Consider the following 13149-nt stretch of genomic DNA (forward strand, 5'->3'; position numbering starts at 1 on the left):
GTCGCTCGCGCGGCGGCTGCGGAGGAGGGGCAGGACCCGCACGGGGACTGCCCCTCCTCCATGGCCGCGGTCGGGTACGTGCGCCGGTCGGTCCCTCGCGCGCCGCCGCGCCGGCCGCCCGCCGCGGCACCGGCGGGCGCGGGTGCGGTCAGCCGCTCGACGTGGCTCTCCTGGCGGTGGCGAGCTCGTCGGCCTTCTGGATGCGTGTGTCGGGTCCAGGGAACAGCCGGGACTCCGGTCTGCTCGCATTCCGCCGGCGCGACCTGGCCCGGTGACGACCTCCGGTGCACCGCTGCGTCGCGTCCGCCGATCTTCTCCTCTGCCCTTCGGCCAGGTGTGCGCCGACGTCTGCCGGGTCTTCCCGTAGCGCCTGGTCCCAGCTCGGTGCGCTCGCCCCGGCGGCAGAACGCGAGGGGCTTGCGGTGCGCGCCCGTCGGTGACGAAGATCACAAGCGACCGGACGTCGGTGAGCAGCGTCGCTCCGGGCGCGGGCCCTTCGGCTGGCGACCCAACCTCTCGCTGTGGGAGTCGTGTCCGGGAGCACCGGGCGCAACCTCGGCGGCAGCGCCGTCGGGACGGACTCTGCGCATCGACGCGGGACCAAGGGACCTGCTCTTCGCGCTCGAGGCAGGGCAGGCTGAAACGGATCGGGCACCGGTGCCGACGTCGGGTGCCGCTGTCGTCGTCGCCGGCTTCGACCCAGGAGTGGTCATGAACAGCAGCACCGTCCACTGGAGCACGTCGGCCCAGCCCGCCGGGGCGCCCTCGTCGATCCCCCGGCGGCGCGGGTCGCCTGGAGCGACGTCCACGGCGGCGCGTGCTGCGGCTGACCGGTGTCGGACTGATCGCGGCAGCGGCCGGCGTGGTGGCAGGCCTGGCGTGGCCGTCAGGCCCGGTGACGACCCCGTCAGCGCTCGCAACCATGGCCGCGGGAGGGCTGCTCGGTGTCCTTGCCGGGCGCGTGGTCCGTTCGGCATGGGTGGTCGTCCCGGTCGCCGTCGTCTACCTCGGCGCGGTCGAGATCGCACGGACTCCGAGCGTCTTGCCGTCCGTCCACGACGTTCGACTCGACTCGACCTACGGAGTGCTCGCGCTGGTGCTCGGCCGAGGCGTGCCTGCCCTGCTGCTCCTGCTGCCCATGGTGCTCGCTGCGCGCACCGCGACCGCGTCCATGCGAAGTGGAGGCCTGAGGTCGCGGCGCTCCCGCACCGCTCAGCTGACCACGGTCGGCGTCGGTGTGCTGACCGCGGCGCTCACCGTCGTTCTCGTCCTGCCCGCCTCCACGCCGCCCGTCCTCGGTGCCGACGGCGACGTCGTCCCGGGCAGCATCGCGACGCTCGACAGCGTCCAGCTCGGCGGTGACGACCACGCGGTGATGATCCGGGCGGCCGATCCCGCCAACCCCGTCCTGCTGTACCTGTCCGGCGGCCCCGGGCAGTCCGACCTCGCGTTCGCCCGGGTGCTGTCCGAGCCGTGGATCGACGACGTCGTCTTCGCGACCCTGGACCAACGCGGCAACGGCAAGTCCTACGAAGCGCTCCTGCCGACGGACGAGGCGACACTCGCGCGGGCCGTGGCGGACGTGGCCGAGCTGACCGAGTACCTCAGGACCCGATTCGACGAGCAGAAGGTCATCCTCATGGGGGAGTCCTGGGGGACGTTGCTCGGTGTGCTGGCAGTCCAGCAGCGCCCGGATCTGTTCCACGCCTGGATCGGCAGCGGCCAGATGGTCGACGTCCTCGAGACCGACCGCCGGATCTACCGAGACCTGCAGGCGTACGCAGAGCGGACCGGCGACGCGGCTGTCGCACAGCTGACGCGCGAGATCGGGGAGCCACCGTACGCCGACCTCCCGTGGGCGAACGCCCGGGTCCTGGCCGCTTACGACCACCTGTACGACCCGTACCGGCCGTCCGACGGCTACCTCGATCGCGGGACCGCCGCCCGGGTCGGACCGTGGGGTGTGCTGGGGGTCGAGTACACCCTCATGGAGAAGCTCGCCGTGCTGCGCGGCGTGCTGGACACCTTCACGGTGATGTACCCGCAGATCCAGGGCATTGACCTGCGCCGCGACGCGAGCCGCCTCGACGTCCCCGTGTTCGTGCTCGACGGCGCCGCCGAGCTCGACGGCCGTCGGGAGCTGGCGTTGGAGTGGTACGCAGGCCTGCAGGCACCGAGCAAGCGACTCATCACGTTCGACGGCGCGGCCCACGCCGTGGCCTTCGAGCAGGCGGACGCGGTCGACCGCCTCCTGACCGAGGAGGTCATTCCGCTGGTCATCGGTCGATAGGTGCGAGGAGAGGTGCCCCGAGTGGGATTCGAACCCGCCTGAACGGACATTTCCGGCGTGGACGGGCGGCTGTTCGGGGCTGTGACCTGCGAATTCATCGCGTCCGCCCGGGACCACTCGGTTCGTGTGGGGTTCCGGTGTCCCCGCGGGGGACAGTCGTTACTCGCGACTGGTCCTCGCGGCCGGCCTGCCCGGCTTCCGGCGGCTGTGCCCGGTCAATACGCTACGGCGGTTGGTCGGGCCGGTGAGCTCTCCGCGGCGCACGCGGTCCAGGAAGTCACTGCAGCTCCATAGAACGGTCCAGGAAGTCACTGCGGCTCCATAGAACGATCCTGTCAGCCCGCGATGCCGCTCGGCGCGCGCACTCCTGAACGAAACACGGACCGCAGCCACCAACCCCCGCACCGCACGACGAATCGTCGTCCGCTCCGCCGGTGCCGACCGGGTGGTTGCCCGACGGGACGGCGACCCCGGACGTGCACAGGCTCGAGAAGCCCTACCTCTCGCTGGAGTACGGACCATCGACACCCGACTGTCTCTTGCGTGAATGTCGTACCGACAGGACCTCTTGATGCAGGCGGCGACGACGTCGACATCGACTTTGTTCCTCTCCAGGAACTCGCGTACGCCCTGATCCCGCAGGAGGCACAGCAGCAGCGAGCAGGTGTCGACGCCGGTCGTGCCGGGGTGTACGGGGTCGATGACCAGGGGCGGGGCGTCGTCTCCACGCGCCCATACCGTGATGGTGCGCAGCTCCTCGCGTGTGAATGGTGTACCGCGAAGATCCCCGCCGACCGCGCGGATGAGCACGCGGTAGACGCCGGCCACCGAGGTCACCACCGAGACGGTGTACGCCGCGCCGGCCGACGCGGGCGCCAGAGGCACGATGGTGACGACCCCCGTCGGGTCTGTCACCTGCGCCTCGAGGCGAGCGGAACCGGACAGCGGCACGCCGCTGTCTGTGAGGACGGCGCGGATCTGAGCGGTCGTGCCCGGCAGGCGGCTCGTTTGTGTGATCGCGACGCTCATGTGCAGGGCGCTCCGTGCTTGGACGCTGAGCGTGAAGGGCACGCCGTGGGTCTTGAGTGCGCTCACGGCTCGTTCGAACAGCTGACCTCCACGGTTGTCAGCGATCCCGGCGAGCCGTTCGCGCAGGTTGGCGAGCCACTTCTCGACCCCGCCGTCGTCGACGGTGAGCACCGCGTGCCAGCGTCCCGCGCCCACGCCCGGTGGCAGAGCGGCAGAAGGGACCACCCGCAGGACGCGGTAGCTGTCATGGACGACCTCCTCCGCCCCTGCCCCGGGGGTGATGGACGTGCCGTCGGGGCCGATGAGCTCGACTCGCAGGGCGCCGACGGCGTCGCTGAGCACCAGGACGTCGGCGCGGATGTCCGCCGCGGTCAGGTCGAACGGCACGACCGCCTTGCCGCCGACGGGAACGAAGCCGTCCGGGTCGACGACGATCGCTGCGTTGGTCGCGCCGGCCAGCACCTGGGCGAAGTACTTCTGCAGGAGGAGCTGGTCGTCCACGCCGGGGTTCCCGGTCAGGAGCAGGTACCCCCCGGTGCCATTGGCGATGTCGGACAGGGCACCCGGGTTCAGCTGGTCCGGCGTGCCGAGCCCGATGGCGAAGACGCGCGAACCGACGGACGAGGATGCGGCCGCGATGGTCTTGTCGGCGGTCTCGTGCCCGTCGGTGAAGACGATCGTCGCGGTGCCTTCGTACAGACCAGTCGTCGGGGTGAGCTGGGCGGCGGCGGCCTCGAGTCCGTCGCCGATGGCGGTCAGGCCGAGCGGGTTGGTTACGGTTCCGGAGATCGCTCCGAGCGCGGCGCCGCGCCCGAGCCCCCCGATCATCGGGCCGGCGTCCACGACCGGGGTGACGGGCGCGGCGTCAGTGTCGAAACGGACGACGCCCACACCATCGGTGGTGTCGAGTAGGTGGACGAAGAGTGGGGCGGAGCTGAGGAGCACGGCCATCCGGTCCTTGCCCGGAACACCGGACGGGGCGCTCATCGAACCGGACGTGTCGAGGACCAGGGAGGTTCCGACGGTGGGGTTGGGCACGACCGTCGCGGCGATCGGCACCGTGAACACGTCCCCGGTCTCGTTGACCGTGACAGTGAGCGTCCCGTTCGCGGAGGTCCCGGCAGCGCCGGGGAGAGCAGGACCCACACCAGGAGGTCGCGCTGGGCGAAGCCGTCGGGGTGCGGTGAGGTCACCGACGTCGAGAGGACGGTGAAGGGTGCGGTGACGGACGCGGTCGCGGTCACCTCGTGGCATCCGCGAACCCGCAGTCGAATGGCGCGTGCGGTCGGGAGGTTCTCCACGACGTCGAGGAACGAGATCGGGTCGCCGGGCAGCGGCGCCACCTGCTCCACCGTCAGCGGCAGCGTGTCGTAGCACGGTGGTCGCACGACCGACGGGTGCCGACAGTTCTTGTGCTCGATGAGCGGCGACGTGCCGACCCACGGCTCGATGGGAGCGCCGAACTCGACGGTGCCGTCCCACGGCTGGAGGGTCGCGAGAATGCTCTCGGGGCCGGTCGTGTTCGACTGATCGCCGTAGACCTGACCGGGGTCCAGGCGCCAATCCTGTCCCGGTTGGGTCTGCCACATGGCGAAGAGCCGGTCGACGTTGCTGTGCAGCAAGAAGACGAACGGGTCTTCGAAGGCGCTGTGCGCGTCGCGAATCGTGCTACCGGGCCCGAAGTAGCCGTGGGCGGAACCGTGCCAGCTCTCGAGCGCCTGCCGGAACTGCTGCCACTGCTGCGCCTGCGGGAAACCGTCCGAGCTGGTCAAGATCGAGGCGTCCGACGCGATGCCTGGCGCGCCTGCCCCGAGCGCCCGCGTGATGTCCTGCGGCGGGTCCGACGGGTCGCTGGTCTGGTCCCGGCTGCCCGCCAGCACTCCGCCGTTGTGCAGCGCCGCCCACGGACCGTCGACCAGGCCGGAGGCCGTGCCCAGCAGCGCGGAGGTGAGGATGTTCACCGTGCCGCCCCGACCGTCCGACGCCTGTCGCGGGTCCTCGGTCCAGTCCCAGTAGTGCGCCGCTACGTCAGGATTCGACTGCCGCAGGAGCGCCTCGTACCGGTTGACCAGCTCACGGTGCGGGTGAGTCCCCTGGAGTGGTGTAGTTCGGGCTCCTGGCGTCGGTGACCGTGTCGGTCCCGGACGTTGAGGGGCCACCGCGTGAGGCTCCGTGAGAAGCGACAGTGAGTATGGACCCAGCGCTCCCGGCGGGGTCTGACTCGGGTTAGCGACTGGCGCCCTCGTTGGACGGGGACTGCCTGGGCTTGGATATGTCGACCCCGCTGGTGGCGCGCCACCGGACCGAGAGCGTGACCTTATAGGAGCTTGTCTTTCGCCTCTTCACTGTCCTGTCCGCTCCCGATCTCGGTGGCTGTTGCTTGTCATCGATGTGTCGAAGAACGGGAGTGCAGCGTGACCGAAGTGGTTCAGAGCGCCAGCGTGTACGTCGGGGTGGACACGCACGCCGACATCCACCACCTTGCCGTCGTCGATCCGCTCGGGCGCAGCCTGGCCGACCGCACGTTCCCCACGACGACGGCCGGGTATGAGCAGATGGTCCGCTGGTGTGCTCAGTTCGGCGACGTCGTCGCCGTCGGTGTCGAGGGAACGTCGTCCTACGGGGCCGCGCTGACGCGTCGTCTTCGCGACGCCGGGATGAGCGTCGTCGAGGTCGATCGTCCGGACCGCAAGAGTCGCCGACTGCACGGCAAGACCGACGCCTTGGACGCGTACTCCGCCGCCCGAGCGGTCGCGGCTGGACGCGCCACCGCGGTGCCCAAGGGCAAGGACGGGCTGGTGGAGTCGATCCGGTGTCTGCATGTCGCGCGCCGCTCCGCCGTGAAGGCACGCACGCAGGCCATCAACCAGATCCGCGGCATGCTCACCACCGGACCGGTGGAACTGCGCGAGCAACTGCGTGGCCTGGGTACCAAGGCACTGATCAAGACCGTGGCACGGCTGCGGCCGGCGGCCGATGCCAGCGACCCGGCGGTCGCGGTGAAGATCGCAATCAGGGGCCTGGCTCGTCGCTGTCAGGAGCTCAACGAGGAGATCGAGGTGCTCGACGGGCACCTGACCCGGCTGACCGCGCGGGCCGCTCCGGCCCTGCTCGAGCGACCCGGGGTCGGCGTTGACACCGTCGCGCAGCTGCTCATCACCGCTGGCGACAACCCCGAGCGAGTGCGCTCTGAAGCGGCGTTCGCGCGGTTGACCGGCGTCGCGCCGATCCCGGCGTCCTCCGGCCGCACCGACCGGCACAGGCTCAGCCGCGGCGGGGACCGCCAAGCCAACAGAGCGCTGCACACGATCGTCCTGGTCCGAATGTATCGCGACGAGAAAACCCAAGAATACGTCCAGCGGCGAACCCAGCAAGGCTTGGGGAAGAAAGACATCATCCGGTGCCTCAAGCGGGCCGTGGCCCGCGAGATCTACCACCACCTGCGGGCGGCGACGCCGGAAAGAGAACGCTCACGGCCGCTCTGAGGTCGCAGATCGGGTGCTCCGACGCCCTTGACGCGTCATAGGAGCATCCAAGCAAGCCGTTCCACCGGAAGACCCCGACGTGTCCGACTGTAGATCCGGACCGAGTGCACTGTGGTGTGCCCGTGCCGACGCCCTGTTCAACGTTCCCGGGCTGCACGTGCTCGAGGTCGACCACGACGACGGCCGTGTCGTGGTGACCGTCGAGTCCGACCAGACCCTGACCGGGTGCCCCTCCTGCGGGGTCGTCGCGGTCGCCCACGGCCGGCGGCTCCATCGCGTCCATGACGCACCGGTCTTCGCGACCTCGGTGCTGCTGGTGTGGCGCAAGCGGATCTGGCGGTGCCCGGACGACGGCTGCCCGGTGAGGACCTTCTCCGAACGCCACGACCTGATCGCGCCGCGGGCCAAGCTCACGACCCGGGCGATCACCTGGGCTACCGACGCCCTGACCCACGACGACACCACCGTGTCCGCCCTCGCCCGGCACCTGGGAGTGGACTGGCACACCTGCTGGGACGCGATCGAAGCCGAGGCCGCCCGCCGGGTAGCCGACCCGAGCCGGCTGGCCGGTGTGGTGACCCTTGGGGTCGACGAGCACATCTGGAAGCCGTCCCACCACGGCGCCGCCCGAGCGGTCACCGCGATGGTCGACCTCACCCGTGACCAGCACGGACACGTCCACGCCCGGTTGCTCGACGTGGTCCCGGGCCGTTCAGGAACGGCGTACGCGACCTGGCTGAAGGCGGCACCAGACGGGTTCACCGCGACGGTCGAGCACGCCGCGCTGGACCCGTTCCGCGGGTACGCCAACGCGATCCGCGACGAGTTGCCCGACGCGGTCGCGGTCCTGGACGCCTTCCACGTGGTCAAGCTCGGCACCCAGGTCGTCGACGAGGTCCGCCGCCGCACCCAGCAAGCCACCCTCGGCCACCGCGGCCACAAGGACGACCCGCTCTACCGGATCCGCGGGCTGCTGCGCCACGGCATCGAGCACCTCACCCCTCGGCAGGCCGCGCGCTTGGACGCCGGCCTCGAGGCGGGCGACCCGGACTGGGCGGTCACCGTTGCGTGGGGCTGCTACCAGCAGCTGCGCGCCGCGTACCACGCACCCACCGCGGCGGTCGGGCGCCGGCGCGCCGAGCGGGTGATCGACACTTTCCACACCTGCCCGATCCCTGAGGTCGCCCGCCTAGGACGGACCCTGAGGGCGTGGCGGGCGCAGGTGCTGGCGTACTTCGACACCGACGGAGTCAGCAACGGCGGCACTGAAGCGATCAACCTCCTCATCGAGAAGACCCGCCGCCTGGCACACGGCTTCCGCACCTTCAGTCACTACCGCCTACGCATCCTCCTCGCAGCATCCGGCACCCGCCGACGAAGGCCCCACCACGCCTAAATCCGAAGAGCCGGTTAACCGGGGGCGTGGAGCGTAGAGGTCGAGTCGCGTTGACGTGGGCCAGGCTGCCCGCATGGGGGACCGCAGGAGGGAGCCCGACCGGTCGCCTGGTCAGCCTCAGCGGCTTGTCAGGTGACCAGCTTGCGAATCAGGGGGTCTTGCCGAGCGGTGTTCGCGGGATTCGGTCCACACGTTCCATGCGGAGTGGAGGTAGGTAGGCACCTGCTTCGTCCAGCGCGTGGCCGAGCCGTTGCTGCACGCGTGCCATGGGGGAGTCGCCGCCTCGTGTGATGAGGAGGACGCGCACCCCGTCGGCCTCTTGGATGATCTGCCACTGCACGACGTCGGCGTCGTCGAGGGCCGCGCTGAAGACGTTGGGATGAACGGTCACGGGCCCGTGGGAGCCCGGGAGTGTCAGGACGTCCTCCTCACGGCCTTCGACTCGTTCCAGGACGCCGAATGGACGACCGCAGGGGCAGGGGAGGTGCTCAGGGTGACGCGGTCGGACAGCTCGTAGCGGATGAGCGGGAGGGTCCTGGAGAAGAGAACTGTCACCAGGACCCTGGCTCCGGGGCTGCCGGCCGGAACCGGGTCACCGGCGTGGTCGACCGGTTCCACGATGACCAGGTCGTCGTACAGGTGCCGGGTGCCAAAGCTGCAGGTGGACGCTATGCCTGCGGTTTCAGTGGCTGCGTATACGTCGAAGGGACGGGTTCGCCACGCGTGGGCCATCTCGTGTGCGGCGCGGTCGGTGAGGATCTCGGATGCGGACATGACGGCACGCGGTGCGATCCTCAGACGCCCTTCTTGCTGGGCGGTGGCCAGTGGTCGGAGTATTGACGCGTACCCGACGAGTACGTCGGGGCGGAAGGTGTTGAGCGACGCGATCGTTTCGGTGAGGTCGCCTCGGGCGTCGAGCCGCAGGGTGGGGATCATGCGCGAGGTGATCGAGGCGCCCACGACAGCGCTCTGGTGGGTCGGGACTGTGGAGCTGACGACTGCGGTGCGCACATGGTGCCGAGGGCCGGCGTGTACACCGGCCCAGACGAGGGCCCGCGAGTAGGACGCGAGCACGGTGGCCCACTCGGAGCGGTTCCAGGCGAACACGCCTCGACGTCCCGTGGTGCCGGCGGTGGCGGCCGCCCACCAGCGTTCTCGGAACGGTTGCCCTGGGTCACCGTCGGTGTCGGTGAGGTGCCGCAGGTGACGCTCGAGGTCCGCCAGGCTCAGGCTTCGGGTGGTCAGGACGGTGTCGAAGTGCGACATGAGCTGCTCTTTGGTTACCGCCGGCAGCTCAGACAACGGCGCCGCACGGAGGGCAGCGTGCTCTCGCCGATAGAAGGGCGACCGTGCGGAGGCGAAGCGCCGTAGCTGCTCGAGCGCGGCTGCTTGCTGAGTGACCAGGTGGGCACGGGTCCAGTGGTCGTGTCGCGTCAGCTCGGCACGCTGGGCCAGAACTCGCGTCAGGAGCTGCATGTCCATGGTGACCTCCCCGTACGCGAGGATGGCGGTGGCAGATGTATAACAGCCGTGGGGCGGGTCATCGTTCGGTGAAGCCGCGCGATCCGCTCCCCGGGCCTGTCACTAGCGGCAGGACCGCGTCGGAGCAGCCTCGGGCCTGCACCCAATGGACCTCAAGCCCATCGGGGGTCGCGGCTCGGCGGGGTCAGTGCTCGGCGACGGGCGCGCCTCGCGGGACGTCCTCCTCAGCGGGCGCAGGTTCCTCCGCTGCTTGAGGCGCGTTGCCCGTGTCGCTGAGCGCCGACAGCAACCGGTCGAGCTCTCCCTGGAGGCCCAGATCGTCGCCGCGCGCCAGTGCCGCGACCTCCACGGTGGTGTGGCCGGGCCGGTCCGGGGCTGGTGACGCTCGCACCCAGACGCGCCGGCGCGGCGTGAACAGCGAGGTCGCGAGGCCCGCGAGGGCGGTGAGGGCGAACACCAGGACGAAGACCAGCGTGGGGTCGTGCCGTAGGTCGAGGGCGACGAACCGTGTCATGCCGTCGATCGAGATGGTGCCCAGCTCATTCGGCAGGTCGACGGTTTCACCGGGTCGGACATAGAGCGTGACGGGCGCCCCTGTGTCGTCGACGACCTGGGTCATGCGGCTCTCGTCGAGCTGGTAGACGTTCTGCGGCACGCCCTCGTCGAGGCCCAGGTCACCCGTCCACACGGACAGCACGAGGAGCGGATCGTTGGGCTGGGGGTTGACGGACCGCCACAGCCCCGGTCCGGACTCGACCGCGGACGGGAGCAGGAAGCCGACGAGCCCAATCTGCTCGCCGGTCGAGACGTCCGGCACCTTGATGACGCCGCGGGAGGTGTAGACCGTGTCCTCGGGCAGGAAGGGCACCGGGCCGGCGAAGGCAAGTTCGCCGGCTGAGTCGCGGATCGTGACCTCGGGCGCGTAGCCGTTGCCCATGAGATAGATCTTGGCGCCGCCCGCGGTCAGGGGGTGGTTGACCTGGATGGATTCGGTGCGGGTGGTCCCGTCGGGCTCGCGGACGGTGACGTCGGCGCGGAAGTAGCGCGACAGGAGCGTCTCGGGGTCGAAGCGCGCGGTGAACTTGTCAAGGGTGAGGGCGAAGGGGACGAGGCTCTCGGGGTCGAAACCGGCGCCGCTCTCAAAGGTGTCGTAGCCGACCTCCGCGTTGGCGAAGCCTTGCCCTTCGAGCACGATCGCCTGTCCGCGGTAGTGCAGGAACTGCCCGGCCCCCATGGCGACGAGCAGCCCCACGAGGGACAGGTGGAACACGAGGTTCCCCGTCTCACGCAGGTAGCCGCGCTCGGCGGACAGCACCCACGTCGCCGGTCGCCTGTCACCGGCCGGCACTTCCTGGCGCACGTCGACCCTGAAGCGCGGCAGCCACCGGTGCGGCCCGCGCAAGGCTCCCGCCGCCGCGTGCACGACCGCCTGCGGGTCCACGCTCGTCGTGAGCGAGCCCTGGGCGGGGAACCGGGCGAACCGCCGCGGAGTACGCGGCGGGCGGGCACGCATCGCGGCCAGGTGCGCTCGGGTGCGCGGCAGGATGCACCCGATCAGCGAGGTGAACAGCAGCAGGTAGATCGCCGAGAACCAGACCGAGGCGTAGACGTCGAAGGCACCCAGGCGGTCGAGCCACTCGCCCGTGCCGGCGTTGTCCTTGAGGTACTGCGCGACGCCGGCCGGGTCCTGCGGGCGCTGCGGGAGCACCGACCCCGGCACGGCAGCGACCGCGAGCAGCATGAGCAGCAACAGCGCGACGCGCATGCTGGTGATCTGCCGCCAGGTCCAGCGCAGCCAACCGACGACGCCGAGCTGCGGCAGCACCGGACCGTCACCGGAGCCGGAGCCGGGCGTCCCGCCGGCCGCTCCCCGCGCACCCGGCGCCGAGCCGATGCGCGCGTCGGTCGCCGTCCCGGTGCCGCGCTTGGCGGCTTCGCCACGATCGGGTGCGCTGAACGTGTCGTCGATGCCCTCGGGGCGGTAGCCGCTCATCACACCACCGGCTGGAAGCCGGCGATCAGGCCCTGGAGCGACTGCGTCCAGGTGCCCCACAGGCCGGTGACGAGCGCGAGGCCGACGAGGACCAGGAGCCCGCCGCCGCTCCGCATGATCACCAGCCGGTGCCGGCGTAGGAACCCGAGTGCGGCCGTGCTGCGTCCGAGCCCGAGCGCGATGAGCAGGAACGGCACACCCAGTCCCAGCGCGTACGCGCTGGACAGCGCGGCACCCCGGCCGGCCGACCCTCCGTCGAGTGACAGCGCGATGACCGCCGCCAGCGTGGGGCCGATGCACGGGGCCCAGCCGAGTCCGAAGGTGAACCCGAGCATCGGCGCGCCCCACAGGCCCGCTCGGGCCCGCACCTGCAGGCGCCGTTCGCGCTGCAGGGCGGGGATCAAGCCCAGGAAGGAGAGACCCATCGCGATGACGACCACGCCGAGAACCCGGGTGATGGGCTCCTGCCAGCGCATGAGTTCGGCGCCGAGGGTGCCTGCCAGCGTCCCCAGCGCGACGAAGACCACGGCGAAGCCGGAGACGAACAAGGCCACACCCAGCAGCAGCCGTCCGCGGCCGGCCCCCGATCGGCGCCGGCCACCGAGAGCCGACCGGTCCTCAGCTGCTGACAGTTGGCGCGTTCCCGGCGCGCCCTCGTCGGGAGCTCCGGTTCCGGTCATGCCGCCGAGGTAGCCGAGGTAGCCGGGCACCAGTGGCAGCACGCACGGCGAGGCGAACGACACCAGGCCCGCGATGAGCGCCACGGGCACGGCGAGGAGCAGGGACCCGGAGAACGCCGTCGTGGCAAAGGTGGAGCCCAGGTCGCTCCAGACGCTGGCCCCCAGTCCGCCGGCGGCCGTCACGCGGCCGCCCCGGTGCCGGGCTCCGCGAGCGCGTCGTCGACGAGCGCGCGCAGGGTCGACCCCTCGGCGAGCCCCAGGATCCGCGCCGCCACCCGACCCTCGCGGTCGAGCACGATCGTTGTCGGCACCGCCTGGACCGGGACGGCTCCCTGCAGGTCGGCGATGGCGCTGCCGTCGGTGTCCGCGATCGAGGGGTACGGCACGGAGAACGTGCGCTCGTACGCCTGGGCGGCGCCGGCGTCGTCGGTGCCGTTGATGCCCAGGAGGTGCACGCCGTCGTCGGCGTAGTCGTTCGCGAGGTCGACGAGGTCGGGGGCCTCGGCGCGGCACGGCGGGCAGGCGGCGTACCAGGTGTTGAGCACGACGACGTCGCCGCGCCACTCCTCGATGTCCACGGCCCCGCCGGCGAAGTCGGTCCCGGACAGCGTGACCGGCTGTCCCCGGTCAGCGACCGGCCAGGTGCGGGTGCTGCCGTCGCCGGACTGGTAGCCCTGGCCGATGACGTCGGGGGCTGTCGCCCGGGCCGTCGCTCGGGCTGGCGCAGGCTGCGAGCAGTGTGGCGACGGCGACCGCCATCGCCAGGGATCGCCCACGCGCTAGCACCGCGGACT

The 13149-nt window shown here is 70.9% G+C and carries 10 protein-coding genes; 3 read left to right on the forward strand and 7 right to left on the reverse strand.

Annotated features, from left to right (window positions below; translation table 11 throughout):
* Window positions 1–961 precede the first annotated feature (961 nt).
* Window positions 962–2290 (forward strand): alpha/beta fold hydrolase, encoded by a 1329-nt coding sequence (locus REH70_RS07445; protein ID WP_310753487.1) that lies wholly within the window; start codon window positions 962–964, stop codon window positions 2288–2290.
* 159 nt (window positions 2291–2449) lie between these two features.
* Here REH70_RS07445 and REH70_RS07450 read toward each other — a convergent pair whose 3' ends face one another.
* Entirely contained in the window at window positions 2450–4387 is a 1938-nt protein-coding gene (locus tag REH70_RS07450; protein WP_310753489.1) for a vWA domain-containing protein, read from the reverse strand.
* Window positions 4303–5478 (reverse strand): tyrosinase family protein, encoded by a 1176-nt coding sequence (locus REH70_RS07455; RefSeq protein ID WP_310753490.1) that lies wholly within the window; start codon window positions 5476–5478, stop codon window positions 4303–4305. Before REH70_RS07455 ends, REH70_RS07450 begins: the two co-directional genes overlap by 85 nt.
* 255 nt (window positions 5479–5733) lie before the next feature.
* Between REH70_RS07455 and REH70_RS07460 the strand changes: the two genes are divergently transcribed.
* Both REH70_RS07460 and REH70_RS07465 read left to right on the forward strand, forming a co-directional pair.
* Window positions 5734–6804, forward strand: coding sequence for an IS110 family transposase (locus REH70_RS07460; RefSeq protein WP_310747126.1), 1071 nt, complete (start codon window positions 5734–5736; stop codon window positions 6802–6804).
* A gap of 79 nt (window positions 6805–6883) precedes the next feature.
* Window positions 6884–8200, forward strand: coding sequence for an ISL3 family transposase (locus tag REH70_RS07465; protein WP_310753491.1), 1317 nt, complete (start codon window positions 6884–6886; stop codon window positions 8198–8200).
* Window positions 8201–8348: 148 nt separating this feature from the next.
* Here REH70_RS07465 and REH70_RS07470 read toward each other — a convergent pair whose 3' ends face one another.
* From REH70_RS07470 to REH70_RS07490, 5 genes are all read right to left on the reverse strand, one after another.
* Window positions 8349–8591: a hypothetical protein gene (locus REH70_RS07470; RefSeq protein WP_310753492.1), complete on the reverse strand. Its 243-nt coding sequence runs from the start codon at window positions 8589–8591 to the stop codon at window positions 8349–8351.
* Window positions 8592–8614: 23 nt separating this feature from the next.
* Window positions 8615–9466, reverse strand: a complete 852-nt coding sequence (locus REH70_RS07475) for a hypothetical protein (protein WP_310753494.1) — start codon at window positions 9464–9466, stop codon at window positions 8615–8617.
* Between the two features lie 400 nt (window positions 9467–9866).
* Complete coding sequence (locus tag REH70_RS07480; RefSeq protein WP_310753495.1) at window positions 9867–11675, reverse strand: cytochrome c biogenesis protein ResB; 1809 nt, start codon at window positions 11673–11675, stop codon at window positions 9867–9869.
* Window positions 11675–12457 (reverse strand): cytochrome c biogenesis CcdA family protein, encoded by a 783-nt coding sequence (locus tag REH70_RS07485; protein ID WP_396134737.1) that lies wholly within the window; start codon window positions 12455–12457, stop codon window positions 11675–11677. Before REH70_RS07485 ends, REH70_RS07480 begins: the two co-directional genes overlap by 1 nt.
* Window positions 12458–12534: 77 nt before the next feature.
* Window positions 12535–13131, reverse strand: a complete 597-nt coding sequence (locus tag REH70_RS07490) for a TlpA disulfide reductase family protein (RefSeq protein ID WP_310753497.1) — start codon at window positions 13129–13131, stop codon at window positions 12535–12537.
* Between the last annotated feature and the right edge of the window lie 18 nt (window positions 13132–13149).

The organism is Cellulomonas sp. ATA003, assembly GCF_031582905.1.
GTDB lineage: Bacteria > Actinomycetota > Actinomycetes > Actinomycetales > Cellulomonadaceae > Pengzhenrongella.